A 17,616-nucleotide genomic window follows, 5' to 3' on the forward strand; every position below is an offset into this window, starting at 1 on the left:
CGCCACACTAACGGACTCCCATGGCAGTCGGAACTGCATTGGGTTTCTTTTAGGTAAAAGTCATCTTGCGTCAAGGAGAAACCTCGTTTGCTTAGCATTCTGTGATTTTTGTCGCTAACGTCATGGTTGTGACGAAAACTGCGCGAACCACCACCGTTCTGAATTCCAAGACGACCTCGGACATCACCGCCGGCCTTCGCTTCGGGCGGTTCCCCATCACTGCCGTGCAGCCGGTGGTTGAGGGTGGCCGTTTCCCCGCGAAAGCGTTGCCTGGCGAGGATCTGGTGGTCGGAGCCACCGTCTTCCGAGAGGGGCATGACCAGCTGGGCGTCTCCGCCGTGCTTCTCGATCCCCGGGGCAGGGAGCGCCAGCGCGTGCGACTGCACCCGGCCCAAGGCGAGCAGTGGAAGGGCCTGGACCGCTGGGAGGGCCTGATCACCCCCAGCGGCACCGGCGCCTGGTCCTTCGTCATTGAGGCATGGCATGACCGCTACGGCACCTGGCACCACAATGCCGAGGTGAAGGTCGCCGCGGGCATTGACGTTGAGTTGATGCTCGCCGAAGGCGCAGCCCTCCTCGCGGGAGCAGCCGACGACGCCGGTCGCACCGGCGCTGAAAAGCGCACCCTGCGTGCCGCTTCCGTCGTGCTTTCCGATACCACCAAGACAGCCGAGGAGCGCCTTGGCGCCGGCTTCAGCCCTGAGGTGCTGGCCGCCGTCGGGCGTCTTCCCATCCGCGAGCTGGTGACCGTTTCGGAGCGCTTTCCGCTTCAAGTGGAGCGCGACCTGGCGGGGCGTGGTTCCTGGTACGAGTTCTTCCCGCGTTCTGAAGGCGCCGTCCTGGACCACTCCACCGGGGTGTGGACGTCCGGCAACTTCCGCACGGCGGCCAAGAGGCTCGACGCCGTCGCGAACATGGGCTTCGACGTCATCTACCTGCCGCCCATCCACCCGATCGGTTTCCAGCACCGCAAGGGCCGTAACAACACCTTGACTCCGGGGCCGCAGGATCCCGGTTCGCCATGGGCCATTGGTTCCAAGGACGGCGGACACGACGCGATCCACCCGGAGCTCGGAACCTTCGAGGACTTTGACGCTTTCGTGGCCCGGGCCAATGAGCTTGGCCTGGAAGTGGCCCTGGATTTGGCGTTGCAGGCAGCTCCGGACCACCCCTGGGTCACGTCAAACCCGGAATGGTTCACCACCCGCGTGGACGGTTCGATCGCCTACGCCGAGAACCCGCCAAAGAAGTACCAGGACATCTACCCCCTGAACTTCGACAACGACCCCGCGGGCCTCTCCAAGGAGATCCTGCGCATCGTGCAGTTGTGGATCAGTCACGGGGTCAAGATTTTCCGCGTGGACAACCCGCACACCAAGCCGGTGTGGTTCTGGGAATGGCTGATCGGCAAGATCAATAAGAAGAACCCCGAAGTCGTATTCCTTGCGGAGGCCTTCACACGCCCGCCCATGATGCATGCTTTGGGCAGGGCCGGATTCCAGCAGTCCTACACGTACTTCACCTGGCGGAACACCAAGACCGAGCTGGAGGAGTACTTCCACGAAGTCAGCCACGTGAGCCCGGCATACTTCCGTCCGAACTTCTTCGTCAACACCCCGGACATCCTTACCGAGTACCTGCAGTACGGCGGACCCGCGGCCTTCCGCATCCGGGCCGTCCTTGCAGCGACGGCCAGCCCGCTGTGGGGCGTCTACGCCGGCTACGAGCTGTACGAACACGTGGCCCGTCCCGGCGCGGAAGAGTACATCGACAACGAGAAGTACGAGTACAAAGCCCGGGACTGGGACGGTGCCGCCGAATCCGGCCGGACGCTGGCCCCGTACATCACACGCCTGAACACCATCCGCAAGGACCACTTGGCGCTGGGTGACCTGCAGAACCTGACCATCCACCGCAGCACCGATGACGCCACGATCGTCTACTCCAAGCACAAGACGTTGGCTGACGGTACCAAGGACACCTTGATCATGGTGGTCAACGTGGATCCGCACAGTGCCCGTGAAAGCACCGTTTCACTGGATCTGGCGGCCTTGGACCTTGACCCGGCCGATCTCAACGAAGACGGGCTCTTCCGTGTTGACGACCTCATCAGCGGCCAGAGCTGGTGGTGGGGCGAGCACAACTATGTCCGCCTCGATGCCCACGTTGAACCGGCACACGTCCTGAGCATCCGGAGGCAGCCTTAGTGAGTTTTTCTCCGCAGAATCCCAGCCAGTACTTCACCCCGAAGAACACCTTCGAGTTGAACGCCCCCGGCCTCCAGCATGATCCGCTCTGGTACCGGAAGGCAGTCTTCTACGAGGTACTGGTGCGGGCTTTTGCGGATGCCAACGGGGATGGTTCCGGCGACTTCCAAGGCCTGATCGACAAACTGGACTACCTTCAGTGGCTGGGCGTTGACTGCCTCTGGCTGCCGCCGTTCTTCCATTCCCCGTTGCGCGATGGCGGCTACGACATCGCGGACTACACCTCGGTGCTGGACGAATTCGGTACCATCAGCGACTTCAAACGGCTGGTGGCCGAGGCCCACGCCCGTGGCGTCCGGGTGATCATCGACCTTCCGCTGAACCACACGTCTGACCAGCACCCCTGGTTCCAGGAGTCCCGCAAGGATCCCACCGGTCCCTACGGTGATTTCTATGTCTGGAGCGACACGGACGAGAAGTACCAGGACGCCCGCATCATCTTTGTTGACACGGAGGAATCGAACTGGACCTTCGATCCCATCCGTCGGCAGTTCTTTTGGCACCGGTTCTTCAGCCACCAGCCGGATCTGAACTTCGAAAACCCAAAGGTCATCGAGGCTCTCTACGACGTCATCAGGTTCTGGCTGGACCAGGGCATCGACGGCTTCCGGGCTGACGCCATTCCGTACCTCTTCGAAGAGGAGGGCACTAATTGCGAGAACCTGCCGGCGACCCACACCTTCCTGCAGGACCTGCGCCGGATGGTGGATGCGAACTATCCGGGCAGGGTGATCATTGCGGAGGCCAACCAGCCTCCGCACGAAGTGGTGGAGTATTTCGGGACAGAAGAAGCGCCCGAATGCCACATGGCTTTCCACTTCCCGATCATGCCCAGGCTGTATTACGCACTCCGTGACCAGAAAGCCGCGCCGATCATTGACACGCTGCGCGATACGCCGGAAATCCCGCGGGGTGCGCAGTGGGGTACTTTCCTGCGGAACCACGACGAGCTGACTCTGGAGATGGTGCCTGCGGAGGAGCGTGCGGCCATGCTTGGCTGGTACGCGCCGGATCCACGCATGCGGGCCAACATCGGTATCCGCCGCCGTCTGGCACCGCTCCTGGACAACTCCCGCTCCGAGATCGAGCTCATCAATGCGCTGCTGCTGTCCCTGCCCGGCAGCCCGTTCCTGTACTACGGGGACGAAATCGGCATGGGCGACAACATCTGGCTTGATGACCGCGATGCCGTCCGCACCCCCATGCAGTGGAACCCGGACCGCAACGCCGGGTTCTCCTCGGCGGACCCGGGCAAGCTGTATCTTCCGGTAATCCAGTCGCTGGTCTACAACTACAGCATGGCCAACGTCGAGGCCGAAGCCGCACACTCAGGCTCCCTGCTCCGGTGGACCCGGCAGATCCTTAGTGTCCGGAAGAACCACCCGGTATTCGGCTTGGGCGGTTTCCGGCACATCGAGGCCGACCACGAGGTGGTGTTGGCCTACGTACGTGAGCTTCCCGCAGGAAACCCGGAAGGGGAAGACGCGGAAACCATTCTCTGTGTCTTCAACCTCTCGCAGCACCCGGTCGCGGCAACGTTGGATATCCCCGAGTTCGCAGGCCGCGGCTTGCGCGATATTTTTGGCGGTCAGCCTTTCCCGGCCGTCGGTGACAACGGTCACCTGACCGTGATGCTGGGCAGCCACAGCTTCTACTGGCTGCGGGTACGCTCGGCATTTTCGAATCCCTCGTCGCCTTTTACCCAGGCGATTCCAGTGGTGACCTCCAAAGGATGAGATGAACAAGGAAAACTTGAACCCCTCCATTGAAGGACTTCTGCGGACCTGGCTTCCCGGCAAACGCTGGTTCCCGGTCAAGAGCCCCGACTTCGCGTTGGAGCAGGTGGGCGGCTTCAGACTTCAGGCCAGCGGCGACGCTGTGTTGGAGGTCCTGGTGCTGGCCGTCACCCACCGGACGGCCGACGGCGGTCCCCGGACCGATGTGGTCCAGGTGCCGTTGAGCTTCCACAACCAACCGCTTGTGGATGCGCCTTCGGCGCTTTTGGGCGAGTACACGGATCCGGAACTGGGCCTTCGTTTGGTGTACGACGCCGTCTACGACTCCGAATTCGTCACGGCGTGGCTGCAGCTCATGCGCAGCGAAGGGAATGTTGGTTCAGCCCGCGGCCACCTCACCCGTGGCCGCGTCCCGCTTCCGGAAAACCCGGTGTCCGTGCGGGTCCTTTCCGGCGAACAGTCCAACACGTCCGTCATTATCGACGACGGTGACTCGGCGGCGATCGTCAAGATCTTCCGGGTGCTTTCGCCCGGCCGGAATCCCGAGGTTGAGCTGGGTGCGGCGCTGACCGCTGCAGGGACCAGCGAGGTTCCCGCGACGCTGGGTTGGATCACGGGCTCGTGGAATGAACCGGCGTCGAAAGACGGTGCAGTGGCCACAGGTGAGCTGACAGTCGCGCACGAATTCCTGCTCGGCGGCCTGGACGCCTGGCGTCTGGCTGTTGATGCCGCCGCGGCCGGCAACGACTTCACGGCTGAAGCGCGGGGACTCGGCAACGCCACCGCCACGGTTCACGCCAGGCTGGCGGAAACCTTCGGCACCCATGACGGCCAGGAGCAGGGCCCGGACATCATCGCCACTGTTGCCCGGCGGGTCCGGCAGTCGTGGGCTGAGGCGGCGTCCGCCGTCGGGCCCTATGACGCAAACCTTGAAGAACTGCTGGCGGCCCTGGAGCCCCGGGCCGTGGGACAGCTGCAGCGCGTCCACGGTGATCTCCACCTGGGCCAGATCCTGCGGGTTGCCGGTAACGGGGCGCAACCGGGCCGCTGGGCGATCCTGGACTTTGAGGGCGAGCCGCTGCGGACGATCGACGAGCGGAACACCCCTGATCTTCCGCTCCGCGATGTCACCGGCATGTTGCGCTCGTTCGACTACGCCGCCGGTGCCGCGACCAGGGAGAATCCTGACGCGCAGGTACCGGAGACCTGGGTGGATGACTGTGCTGCCGCCTTCCTTGAGGGGTACAGCGAAGTCACCCCGGGAACCATTGACCTCCAGTCGCCGCTCTTTGTGGCATTGTGGCTGGACAAGGCCTTATACGAGGTGGTGTACGAGCTGCGTAACCGGCCCGACTGGTTGTCGATACCGGTGAACGCATCCCGACGGATCCTCGACAACACAAGCCGCGGCAAGCATGCGGCAGCAACAGCGGAAGGTAATGACATGACTGGCTCAGCACGTACCGAACGGCCCCGAGTTCCCTTGCACGTGGACTCCGAGACCTTGGAACGCGTGGCGGCCGGCGCTTACCACGCGCCGCATTCGGTCCTTGGCGCCCACCTAGATGACCACGGCCACGTGACCATCAGGACAGTGAAGCACCTGGCCAAGTCCGTCACCGTGGTGACGGAGACCGGCCGCACCCCCATGGAACACGAGTCGCACGGAGTATGGACAGCGGTCCTGGAACCGCTGCAGGCCGGGCATGTGCCGGACTACCGTTTGGAAGTGGTGTACGACGTCGAACCCGTCACCATCGATGACCCCTACCACTACCTGCCCACTGTGGGTGAGGTTGACCTGCACCTGATCGGCGAAGGCCGCCACGAACGGCTCTGGGATGTCCTGGGTGCGCACGTCCAGCACTACCGGTCCGCCTTGAGCGACGTGGATGGTGTTTCCTTCGCTGTGTGGGCGCCGAATGCGCAGGCTGTCCGCGTGAAGGGTGACTTCAACGGTTGGGACGGACGCTCGCACGGAATGCGCTCGCTGGGGTCCTCGGGCGTCTGGGAGCTCTTCATTCCAGGTGTTGTAGCAGGGGCGTGCTACAAATACGAGATCCTGACCAAGGCGGGTCAGTGGATCGAGAAAGCCGACCCGCTGGCCTTCGGGACCGAGGTCCCTCCGCTCACGGCATCGCGGGTAGTGGACGCCAGCTACCGCTTCAAGGACGCGGACTGGATGGCTGCCCGGGCCAAGCGGGATCCGCACAACTCGCCCATGAGCGTCTACGAAGTCCACCTGGGCTCCTGGCGGTTGGGTCTGGGCTACAAGGAACTTGCCAAGGAACTCGTCGAGTACGTGAAGTGGCTTGGCTTCACCCACGTTGAATTCATGCCCGTCGCCGAGCACCCGTTCGGCGGCTCATGGGGTTACCAGGTGACGTCATACTTTGCCCCGACCTCACGCTTCGGGCACCCGGATGAGTTCCGGTTCCTGGTGGACTCGCTCCATCAGGCCGGTATCGGCGTCCTTCTGGACTGGGTCCCTGCCCACTTCCCCAAGGATTCCTGGGCGCTGGCCCAGTTCGACGGCCAGCCGTTGTACGAGCACTCCGATCCGGCGCTGGGCGAACACCCGGACTGGGGCACGCTGATTTTCGACTTCGGCCGCAGCGAGGTCCGGAACTTCCTGGTGGCCAACGCGCTGTATTGGCTGGAGGAGTTCCACATAGACGGCTTGCGCGTGGACGCCGTGGCCTCCATGATCTACCTCGACTACTCCCGCGAGGAGGGTCAGTGGCGCCCGAACAAGTTCGGCGGCAGGGAGAACCTGGAAGCCATCTCCTTCATGCAGGAAGTCAACGCGACGGTCTACAAGTCACACCCCGGCGCTATCGTCATTGCCGAGGAGTCCACCGCATTCCCCGGCGTTACGGCACCCACCAACCACGGCGGTCTGGGCTTTGGCCTGAAGTGGAACATGGGCTGGATGCACGACTCCCTGAAGTACATCTCCGAAGACCCCATCAACCGCAAGTGGCACCACGGCACCATCACCTTCTCGCTGGTTTATGCGTTCACGGAGAACTTCCTCCTGCCCATCAGCCATGACGAGGTGGTCCATGGGAAAGGCTCCATGCTGCGCAAGATGCCGGGCGACCGCTGGCAGCAACTGGCCAACCTTCGTGCCTTCTTCGCGTACCAGTGGTCGCACCCCGGCAAGCAGCTCATCTTCATGGGTACTGAGTTCGGCCAGGAAGCGGAGTGGTCCGAGCAGTACGGACTGGACTGGTTCCTCTCCGACATTCCGGCTCACCGCGGCCTGCAGCTCCTGGTCAAGGACCTCAACGAGGTGTACGCCGCCACTCCTGCGCTCTACGAGAAGGACAACGAGGCCGGCGGGTTCCAGTGGATCAACGGTGGCGACGCGGACCATAACGTCCTCACCTTCATCCGCTGGGGCAACAACGGCAAGCCGTTGGTCTGCGCGGTGAACTTCTCCGGCGGTCCGCACCAGGAATACATCCTGGGTGTTCCGCTGGCGGGGGAGTGGACCGAAGTCCTGAACACCGATGCCGAAGCATATGGCGGGTCAGGTGTGGTGAACGCCGGTTCGCTGAAGGCCACTGCCCCCGGCACGGACGGGCAGCCGGCGGCGCTGTCCGTCACGCTGCCGCCGCTCGGAGCATCCTGGTTCACGCCGGCTGAGTAACGCCTCTCCAGTTCCCGCGTGATTGGGCCCGACGCCCGCTCACATAACCGGTGTTTCCAGGCAACGCTCCCTCACTGCGGCCGGGGAGTGTTGCCTGCTTTCGTTGGGCCCAGGGAGTCCATCGGAGAGGGGCTTTGCCAACCCGGCAGAGTGTGTGTATAGTTAATACCCGCGCTGCTCCACGAGTTGAGATCGCAAGCTGACAAGAAACCGCAAGGAAAAATCAAGTCAAGCTTGCCGATTTGACTCGGAGGGAAGTAGCCGGTAAGTTTGGAAAGTTGCTCCGGAGCGATCCTGGACCCTGTGGGGTGTGGGTGGTGTCGGTAGTGTCTGTTGTTTGAGAACTCAATAGTGTGCCAAGTTTGTTGATACCGATTGTTTTATTGATTGGTTGAAATTTTGCCAGGTTGCTGCGCACCCCCGTGTGTGGTGGTCTGGTTTTCAGCTGGTTTCGAATTTTGTGCAGCCGTGTTTGCCGTTATTTCCGGTGGGTGTGGTTGTGTCTGTTTGATTTTGTTTTACTTCAACGGAGAGTTTGATCCTGGCTCAGGATGAACGCTGGCGGCGTGCTTAACACATGCAAGTCGAACGATGATCCCAGCTTGCTGGGGGATTAGTGGCGAACGGGTGAGTAACACGTGAGTAACCTGCCCTTGACTCTGGGATAAGCCTGGGAAACTGGGTCTAATACCGGATATGACTCCTCATCGCATGGTGGGGGGTGGAAAGCTTTTGTGGTTTTGGATGGACTCGCGGCCTATCAGCTTGTTGGTGGGGTAATGGCCTACCAAGGCGACGACGGGTAGCCGGCCTGAGAGGGTGACCGGCCACACTGGGACTGAGACACGGCCCAGACTCCTACGGGAGGCAGCAGTGGGGAATATTGCACAATGGGCGCAAGCCTGATGCAGCGACGCCGCGTGAGGGATGACGGCCTTCGGGTTGTAAACCTCTTTCAGTAGGGAAGAAGCGTAAGTGACGGTACCTGCAGAAGAAGCGCCGGCTAACTACGTGCCAGCAGCCGCGGTAATACGTAGGGCGCAAGCGTTATCCGGAATTATTGGGCGTAAAGAGCTCGTAGGCGGTTTGTCGCGTCTGCTGTGAAAGACCGGGGCTCAACTCCGGTTCTGCAGTGGGTACGGGCAGACTAGAGTGCAGTAGGGGAGACTGGAATTCCTGGTGTAGCGGTGAAATGCGCAGATATCAGGAGGAACACCGATGGCGAAGGCAGGTCTCTGGGCTGTAACTGACGCTGAGGAGCGAAAGCATGGGGAGCGAACAGGATTAGATACCCTGGTAGTCCATGCCGTAAACGTTGGGCACTAGGTGTGGGGGACATTCCACGTTTTCCGCGCCGTAGCTAACGCATTAAGTGCCCCGCCTGGGGAGTACGGCCGCAAGGCTAAAACTCAAAGGAATTGACGGGGGCCCGCACAAGCGGCGGAGCATGCGGATTAATTCGATGCAACGCGAAGAACCTTACCAAGGCTTGACATGAACCGGAAAGACCTGGAAACAGGTGCCCCGCTTGCGGTCGGTTTACAGGTGGTGCATGGTTGTCGTCAGCTCGTGTCGTGAGATGTTGGGTTAAGTCCCGCAACGAGCGCAACCCTCGTTCTATGTTGCCAGCGGTTCGGCCGGGGACTCATAGGAGACTGCCGGGGTCAACTCGGAGGAAGGTGGGGACGACGTCAAATCATCATGCCCCTTATGTCTTGGGCTTCACGCATGCTACAATGGCCGGTACAAAGGGTTGCGATACTGTGAGGTGGAGCTAATCCCAAAAAGCCGGTCTCAGTTCGGATTGGGGTCTGCAACTCGACCCCATGAAGTCGGAGTCGCTAGTAATCGCAGATCAGCAACGCTGCGGTGAATACGTTCCCGGGCCTTGTACACACCGCCCGTCAAGTCACGAAAGTTGGTAACACCCGAAGCCGGTGGCCTAACCCTTGTGGGGGGAGCCGTCGAAGGTGGGACCGGCGATTGGGACTAAGTCGTAACAAGGTAGCCGTACCGGAAGGTGCGGCTGGATCACCTCCTTTCTAAGGAGCTGCTTGCAATGATTGGTGCCCTGCATGGGGTGTCTGGTTGTTGTCAGTGTTGCCCATTGCGCAGGCGTTTGTTCTGCGGTGGGTGCTCATGGGTGGAATATCAACGAATCATTTTTTTGGCATGGCTTTCGTGGTTGTGTCCTGGTGCTAGTACGGCGGTTCGTGCTCCTGCTTTGTGTGGGGGTGTGGGTTGTTGGGAACGTGTCCGGGGTGTGGCTGGTGGGGGTTGTGTTTGGCGCACTGTTGGGTCCTGAGGCAACAGGACCTTTTTGCAGCAATGCAGGGGGGCACTTCTGGTGTTTCTTTTGTTCCTGCAGCCGGTTCCTCCGGTCTTTGTGTTGCGGCCTGCGTGTGTGGGTTGTGGCGGGTTGGGGGGTTGGTTGATGGGGTTGTTGTTTGAGAACTACATAGTGGACGCGAGCATCTGGGACATACACGCTTTGGTGTGTGTGTTCCATACAGCAATTTCTTATGAATGAACCTTGGGCCGTAGTGGCTCGTGGTTCTCTCGAGTAAGTTTTTGATCATGTTTGTGTGGTCAAGTTTTTAAGGGCACACGGTGGATGCCTTGGCATTAGGAGCCGAAGAAGGACGTAGGAATCTGCGATAAGCCTGGGGGAGTTGATAACCGAGCGTTGATCCCAGGATGTCCGAATGGGGAAACCCCGCACAACGCTGTCATGGTGATTGTGTGACCCGCATCTGAACACATAGGGTGCGTGGGGGGAACGCGGGGAAGTGAAACATCTCAGTACCCGCAGGAAGAGAAAACAAGAGTGATTCCGTTAGTAGTGGCGAGCGAACGCGGATCAGGCTAAACCGTTTCCATGTGTGATAGCCGGCGGGCGTTGCATGGGCGGGGTTGTGGGACTTTCCGTTCTGGTTCTGCCGGGCCAGTGAGGTGAGAGTGCGTGCATAGGTGAACGGTCTTGAAAGGCCGGCCAGAGAGGGTGTGAGCCCCGTAACCGTAATGTTGTGTGCCGCCTGGAGAGTATCCCAAGTAGCACGGGGCCCGAGAAATCCCGTGCGAATCTGTCAGGACCACCTGATAAGCCTAAATACTTCCTAATGACCGATAGCGGACCAGTACCGTGAGGGAAAGGTGAAAAGTACCCCGGGAGGGGAGTGAAACAGTACCTGAAACCGTGTGCTTACAATCCGTCGGAGCAGTCTTGTTACTGTGACGGCGTGCCTTTTGAAGAATGAGCCTGCGAGTTAGTGTTACGTCGCGAGGTTAACCCGTGTGGGGTAGCCGTAGCGAAAGCGAGTCTGAATAGGGCGAGTGTAGTGGCGTGATCTAGACCCGAAGCGGAGTGATCTACCCATGGCCAGGTTGAAGCGACGGTAAGACGTCGTGGAGGACCGAACCCACTTCAGTTGAAAATGGAGGGGATGAGCTGTGGGTAGGGGTGAAAGGCCAATCAAACTCCGTGATAGCTGGTTCTCCCCGAAATGCATTTAGGTGCAGCGTTGCGTGTTTCTTGCCGGAGGTAGAGCTACTGGATGGCCGATGGGCCCTACAAGGTTACTGACGTCAGCCAAACTCCGAATGCCGGTAAGTCAGAGCGCAGCAGTGAGACTGTGGGGGATAAGCTTCATAGTCGAGAGGGAAACAGCCCAGACCACCAACTAAGGCCCCTAAGCGTGTGCTAAGTGGGAAAGGATGTGGAGTTGCGAAGACAACCAGGAGGTTGGCTTAGAAGCAGCCATCCTTGAAAGAGTGCGTAATAGCTCACTGGTCAAGTGATTCCGCGCCGACAATGTAGCGGGGCTCAAGTACACCGCCGAAGTTGTGGATTTCACACAGTACCCTAGCCTTCGTGGTTCAGGGGTGTGGAGTGGTAGGGGAGCGTCGTGTGGGCAGTGAAGTCGCGGTGGAAACCAGCGGTGGAGCCTACACGAGTGAGAATGCAGGCATGAGTAGCGAAAGACGGGTGAGAAACCCGTCCGCCGAATGATCAAGGGTTCCAGGGTCAAGCTAATCTGCCCTGGGTAAGTCGGGACCTAAGGCGAGGCCGACAGGCGTAGTCGATGGACAACGGGTTGATATTCCCGTACCGGCGAAAAACCGCCCATGCCAAGCGGGGGATACTAACCGCCCGGAGCCTGCCCGCTCACCCTTGTGGTGTTGTGGGTTTTGGCCGAGCGCGGGACCTGATCCCGGGAGGTAAGCGTATTAACAGGTGTGACGCAGGAAGGTAGCCGGGCCGGGCGATGGTTGCCCCGGTCTAAGGATGTAGGGTCAGGGATAGGCAAATCCGTTCCTGTGTGCTTCGAGCACGTTCCTGAGATCTGATGGGACTCCCGTAAGGGGGGATCCGGTGATCCTATGCTGCCAAGAAAAGCATCGACGCGAGGTTTTAGCCGCCCGTACCCCAAACCGACACAGGTGATCAGGTAGAGAATACCAAGGCGATCGAGAGAATTATGGTTAAGGAACTCGGCAAAATGCCCCCGTAACTTCGGGAGAAGGGGGGCCTGCCCCGTGATGGAGACTTGCTCTCCGTGAGCGGGTGTGGGCCGCAGAGACCAGGGGGAAGCGACTGTTTACTAAAAACACAGGTCCGTGCGAAGTCGCAAGACGATGTATACGGACTGACTCCTGCCCGGTGCTGGAAGGTTAAGAGGACCGGTTAGCCACTTGTGGCGAAGCTGAGAATTTAAGCCCCAGTAAACGGCGGTGGTAACTATAACCATCCTAAGGTAGCGAAATTCCTTGTCGGGTAAGTTCCGACCTGCACGAATGGAGTAACGACTTCCCCGCTGTCTCAACCATAAACTCGGCGAAATTGCAGTACGAGTAAAGATGCTCGTTACGCGCAGCAGGACGGAAAGACCCCGAGACCTTTACTATAGTTTGGTATTGGTGTTCGGAGTGGCTTGTGTAGGATAGGTGGGAGACGTTGAAACCCGGACGCCAGTTCGGGTGGAGTCATCGTTGAAATACCACTCTGGTCACTTTGGACATCTAACTTCGGCCCGTGATCCGGGTCAGGGACAGTGCCTGATGGGTAGTTTAACTGGGGCGGTTGCCTCCTAAAAAGTAACGGAGGCGCCCAAAGGTTCCCTCAGCCTGGTTGGCAATCAGGTGTCGAGTGTAAGTGCACAAGGGAGCTTGACTGTGAGAGAGACATCTCGAGCAGGGACGAAAGTCGGGACTAGTGATCCGGCGGTACATTGTGGAATGGCCGTCGCTCAACGGATAAAAGGTACCTCGGGGATAACAGGCTGATCTTGCCCAAGAGTCCATATCGACGGCATGGTTTGGCACCTCGATGTCGGCTCGTCGCATCCTGGGGCTGGAGTAGGTCCCAAGGGTTGGGCTGTTCGCCCATTAAAGCGGTACGCGAGCTGGGTTTAGAACGTCGTGAGACAGTTCGGTCCCTATCCGCTGCGCGCGCAGGAAATTTGAGAAGGGCTGTCCTTAGTACGAGAGGACCGGGACGGACGAACCTCTGGTGTGTCAGTTGTACTGCCAAGTGCATCGCTGATTAGCTACGTTCGGATGGGATAACCGCTGAAAGCATCTAAGCGGGAAGCTCGCTTCAAGATGAGATTTCCATACACATTATGTGTGAGAGGCCCCCAGCCAGACCACTGGGTTGATAGGCCGGATGTGGAAGCGAGGACTAAAGACTCGTGAAGCTGACCGGTACTAATAGGCCAACAACTTACACCACACACAAAACACTGCACGCGTCCACTATGTGGTTCCCGAACAACAACCGTTCCAGGAACCAACAACAACTACATAACACCACAGTTGTAACCACAAGCTTCCCACCCACCCCCACACCAACGCGGGGTTGGGACGGGTAACAGAGTTACGGCGGTCATAGCGTGGGGGAAACGCCCGGTCCCATTCCGAACCCGGAAGCTAAGACCCACAGCGCCGATGGTACTGCACCCGGGAGGGTGTGGGAGAGTAGGACACCGCCGGACAACCATTAACGAAGAGCCCCAACCACGGTTGGGGCTCTTCCATTTAACACACACTTCAACTTCACCACGTACTGGCCCTCAGGACCACAATGCGTCTGGGCCCGGTCCACCGGTAGAGTTGGTGGTCATGGAAAACCTCTTCAGCCACCCCGAGTCGGAGCCTGAGTCGGCCCAACAGGGCAGCAACGACCTCGAGCCGCTCATCGTTTGTGTCGTGGTCCCCAGCAACGTCTCCCACGCCTTCCAAGGATTCACGGACCACCCGCATCTCTGGTGGCCCTTGGAAGAGGAAAGCGTCTACGGTGCGGGCTCCCACGTTGAGTTCGAGGAGAACCTCATCCTAGAGACGACTGAAGACGGCCGGACGTCCGTGTGGGGAACAATTGATGACTGGCAGCCCCCGCTGTCCTTCCACGCCAGCTGGTATCCCGCCGGAACTCCCTTGTGGTCCACCGAGATCCGGGTGGTGTTCAGCGCCGTCGAAAATGGTACGGAGGTGCGCCTGATCCACGATGGCTGGGAGGGCGCGGAAGATCCTGCGGCCTCCAGGGCCTCCTATGCCGAGGGCTGGCCTCGGGTCCTCCAGCGCTACGCCCGGTTCATGGGCGGAGCAGTTGCCTAGGGTCCGCAGGCTCCACGCAGGCGATTGGCTGCTGCTCAAGAATGTCCGGCTGGAGATGCTTGCCGACACCCCCATGGCGTACGTGGAGAGCCTTGCAGCTGCGCGGCGTCAGACGGACAGCCAGTGGCGGGAACGAGCCGCTGCCATGTCCGGGGATTCCAGCGTTACCCTGGTGGCTGACGGCGGCGAGGACGGCTCCAGACTCTGTGGCCTGATGCGGGTAGTGGCCAAGCATCCACAAGATCCCGAGCGCCCACTGCAGGCGATGCTCATCAGCGTGTACGTCGCAGCTGAGCATCGTGGGCTGGGCCTGGCTGACGAGCTTCTCCAGGAGGCCTGCGCAGCTGCGGCAAACGAGCTCGGGGCCGGCTATCTGGAGCTGGGCGTGCATGAGGACAACTCCCGCGCCCAGGCCTTCTACAGACGCCACGGATTCGAAACCACCGGAGCCAGCAAGCCCTATCCGCAGGACACCACCAAACGTGAGCTCGTGATGGAGCGGAAGCTCTCCTAGGCCGCTCCCAAACTTAGGCTGAGCCCACCTTGGGCACTGCCGTGCTTGTACGCACCACCAGTTTGGTGGGGTGTTCGGCGTCCTCGGGCTCCAGTACCAGGCCGTTATTGATGGCACCCAGCAGAGTGTGAACCGCCAGTGCCCCCTGCCCCTTGGCATCCTGGTCGATCGTGGTCAGGCCCATGACGTTCCCCAGGTCGTGGCCGTCGATGCCCATCACGGAAAGGTCCTCGGGAATCCGCAGCCCAAAATCGCGGGCGGCCAGGATGGTGCCGATCGCCATCTCATCCGATGCTGCGAACACGGCGGTGGGCCGTTCGGGCGCACTGGCCAGCAGTTGCCGGGCAGCGGCGTATGAGCCTTCGATGGTGAAGTCCGCCGTAACGATCCATTCGGGCCTCACCGGGCAGCCGGCGTCGTTCATTGCTTTTTCGAAACCGCCGCGGCGGGTTCCGGGCAGCTGGAAGTCCTGGTCGTAGGTTTCGCTTCCCGTGATGTGGGCAATCTTGGTGTGGCCAAGCCCCAGCAGATGATTGGTGGCCTGCATCGCGATGCCGGCATCATTGATCCGGATGGTCGAAGCCCCGGGAAGGGGGCCGCCAATGCCGACAATGGGCCGGTGCATGGCATGGAGTTGCTGGATTTCGGCTTCGCTGAGTTCCAGGGAAACAGCGATCACTGCGTCCACCCGTTTGCGGAGCAGGAAGTCACTGAAGACGCTGTGCCGATGAGCCGGGTTTTCACCGATGTTGTAGAGGGTGAGGTCGTAGCCGGCTTCGAGGAGGGCGGCCGAAGCGCCCTCGATCACCGCTGAAAAGAACCAGCGGTGGACCGAGGGCACCACCAGGCCAACGTTGTGCGTACGGCCGGAAGCGAGGCTTGAGGCATGGTACGACAACACGAAACCGAGCTCCGCGGCTGCTGCCCGCGCGCGTTCCCGGCTGGCGGGGGACACGTGGCCCTTCCCGCTCAAGGCCCGTGAAACAGTGGCAACGGACAGCCCTGCGCGCTCGGCTACGTCCTTGATGCCGGTCATGCTGCTCCTTGGTGGGAAAATTAGCTGGCTGACAGCCAGATTGTCTCCCCCGAGCCTAATGGATGGGTGGCGTCCGCCGCGGAACTGCGCAGGATTACCTCGCCCGCCGGAAGCGGAAGGGGTTCTTCGCCGACGTTCATGACCACCAGCGTTTCCCCGTTGAGGTACGCGAGTGTGGACTGCGTGCAGTAGTCCTCCACCCAGGCGAGGGACCCGGCGCCCAGCCGCAGCCGTGCCCGTTCCGCCAGCAACGCCCGGTACAGGTTAAGGTGCGACGCCGGATCAGACTCCTGCTCGTCCCTCGCCAGTGCGGGCCAGGACTCGGGCTGGGGAAGCCAGGGGTCCCGACCGTGACCGAATCCTGCATGGGGCTCCGCGGAACGCCACGGCAGGGGTACGCGGCAACCGTCGCGCCCGATCCTGGCTCCGCCGGTTCGCGCGAAGGTGGGGTCCTGACGCAGGCTCCCGGGAATGCTGGAGGAATCGGGAAGGCCCAGTTCTTCGCCCTGGTAGAGATAGGCACCGCCCGGGAGGCCGAGCATGAACATGGTGGCCGCGGCAGCCCGGCGTCGTCCCAGCTGTTCGTTGGGCTGAACGTCGTCAGGGCCGATGCCATCGCCGTCACGGGGACCAGGGCCGTCGTAGCCGAAGCGTGAGACGTGGCGGACGACGTCGTGGTTCGAAAGGACCCAGGTGCTGGGGGCGCCTACGGCGTCCAGCGAGACCAAGGAGTCGGTGATGATGTGGCGCAGGCGGTTGAGGTCCAAACCTGCGTGCAGGTAGGGGAAGTTGAACGCCTGGTGCATTTCGTCCGGACGTACCCATTGGGCCAGGCGCGGGAGCGGGTCCACGTTGGCTTCGGCGCACAGGATGCGGTCCGGACCGTACTCTTCCAGGATGGTCCGCCAGCGGCGGTAGATCCCGTGGAGGGCAGGCTGGCCGAACATGGGGGCGTCCTGGCCGGGGAAGCCTTCCGTGCTGTTGCCGTCAGCCCGGCCACCCCAGTTGGGCAGGCCGGGGGCCTTGACCAGGGCATGGGCGACGTCGACCCTGAAGCCGGAGATTCCACGGTCCAGCCAGAAGCGGAGCACGCGTTCGAATTCGGCGTGCACTGCGGGGTTGTCCCAGTTGAAGTCGGGCTGCGAGGAATCGAAGAGGTGGAGGTACCACTGTCCTGGCCGCCCGTTGGCTTCGATGATCCGCGTCCAGGCGGGTCCGCCGAAGTGCGACTGCCAGTTGTTGGGTGGCTCGTTGCCGTCTTGTCCCAGACCGTCCCGGAAGATGAAGACATCCCGCTCGGGGCTGTTGGGACCGGCGGCCAGCGCTGCCTGGAAGGCGACGTGCTGGTCCGAGCAGTGGTTGGGAACGATGTCGGCGATGACCCGGAGGTTGAGCTTGTTGGCCTCCGAGATAAGGGCATCGAAGTCCGCCAGGGTCCCGAACAGTGGATCGACGTCGCAGTAGTCGCTGACGTCGTAACCGGCGTCCCGCTGCGGTGAGCGGTAGAAGGGCGACAGCCAGACGGCGTCGACCCCTAAGCGTGCCAACTGGCTGAGTTCGGCAGTGATGCCCGCCAGGTCTCCCACACCGTCCCCGTTCAGGTCCCGGAAGGAGCGTGGATAGATCTGGTAAATCACAGCGGAGCGCCACCATCCGTGAGCCGTGGAGGCGTCGTGGACCGGGCTGAGCTGTGTGAAGGCTGCGGGGGGCTCGTGGGCCGCAACCTGGAGCAAGGAATCAACGGACATGGAGTCATCGTAGAAGAGAAAGCGCGAAATTGTAAACGTTTCCAG

General features: G+C 61.1%; 7 protein-coding genes and 3 rRNA genes. 8 read left to right on the forward strand and 2 right to left on the reverse strand.

Features of this window, described 5'->3' with window-relative positions; all coding sequences use genetic code 11:
* Window positions 1–122 precede the first annotated feature (122 nt).
* The 8 genes from ACNAOU_RS04260 (at window position 123) to ACNAOU_RS04295 (ending at window position 14,787) form a co-directional block, all read left to right on the forward strand.
* Window positions 123–2,207 (forward strand): alpha-1,4-glucan--maltose-1-phosphate maltosyltransferase, encoded by a 2,085-nt coding sequence (locus ACNAOU_RS04260; protein WP_422758112.1) that lies wholly within the window; start codon window positions 123–125, stop codon window positions 2,205–2,207.
* Window positions 2,207–4,003, forward strand: coding sequence for a maltose alpha-D-glucosyltransferase (gene treS / locus ACNAOU_RS04265; RefSeq protein ID WP_018777880.1), 1,797 nt, complete (start codon window positions 2,207–2,209; stop codon window positions 4,001–4,003). The genes ACNAOU_RS04260 and treS overlap by 1 nt, the downstream gene beginning before the upstream one ends.
* Before the next feature lies 1 nt (window position 4,004).
* Window positions 4,005–7,658, forward strand: coding sequence for a 1,4-alpha-glucan branching enzyme (locus ACNAOU_RS04270; protein ID WP_413303722.1), 3,654 nt, complete (start codon window positions 4,005–4,007; stop codon window positions 7,656–7,658).
* Window positions 7,659–8,181: 523 nt separating this feature from the next.
* Window positions 8,182–9,700 (forward strand): 16S ribosomal RNA (locus tag ACNAOU_RS04275).
* Window positions 9,701–10,245: 545 nt separating this feature from the next.
* A 23S ribosomal RNA gene (locus ACNAOU_RS04280) occupies window positions 10,246–13,389 on the forward strand.
* A 145-nt stretch (window positions 13,390–13,534) separates the two neighbouring features.
* A 5S ribosomal RNA gene (gene rrf, locus ACNAOU_RS04285) occupies window positions 13,535–13,651 on the forward strand.
* Together the 16S, 23S and 5S rRNA genes form the textbook arrangement of a ribosomal RNA operon.
* 127 nt (window positions 13,652–13,778) lie before the next feature.
* Complete coding sequence (locus ACNAOU_RS04290) at window positions 13,779–14,273, forward strand: SRPBCC domain-containing protein (protein ID WP_422758113.1); 495 nt, start codon at window positions 13,779–13,781, stop codon at window positions 14,271–14,273.
* Window positions 14,266–14,787: a GNAT family N-acetyltransferase gene (locus tag ACNAOU_RS04295; protein WP_422758114.1), complete on the forward strand. Its 522-nt coding sequence runs from the start codon at window positions 14,266–14,268 to the stop codon at window positions 14,785–14,787. The genes ACNAOU_RS04290 and ACNAOU_RS04295 overlap by 8 nt, the downstream gene beginning before the upstream one ends.
* A 13-nt stretch (window positions 14,788–14,800) precedes the next feature.
* On the opposite strand, the gene ACNAOU_RS04300 is transcribed toward ACNAOU_RS04295, so the two are convergent.
* Together ACNAOU_RS04300 and ACNAOU_RS04305 are read right to left on the reverse strand one after the other, a co-directional pair.
* The gene (locus ACNAOU_RS04300; protein ID WP_018779858.1) at window positions 14,801–15,823 is read right to left on the reverse strand and encodes a LacI family DNA-binding transcriptional regulator; all 1,023 of its coding nucleotides are present in this window, start codon (window positions 15,821–15,823) and stop codon (window positions 14,801–14,803) included.
* A gap of 20 nt (window positions 15,824–15,843) precedes the next feature.
* Entirely contained in the window at window positions 15,844–17,571 is a 1,728-nt protein-coding gene (locus tag ACNAOU_RS04305) for a glycoside hydrolase family 13 protein (protein ID WP_235338878.1), read from the reverse strand.
* Between the last annotated feature and the right edge of the window lie 45 nt (window positions 17,572–17,616).

This window comes from Paenarthrobacter sp. C1, from assembly GCF_049315185.1.
Lineage (GTDB): Bacteria > Actinomycetota > Actinomycetes > Actinomycetales > Micrococcaceae > Arthrobacter > Arthrobacter nicotinovorans.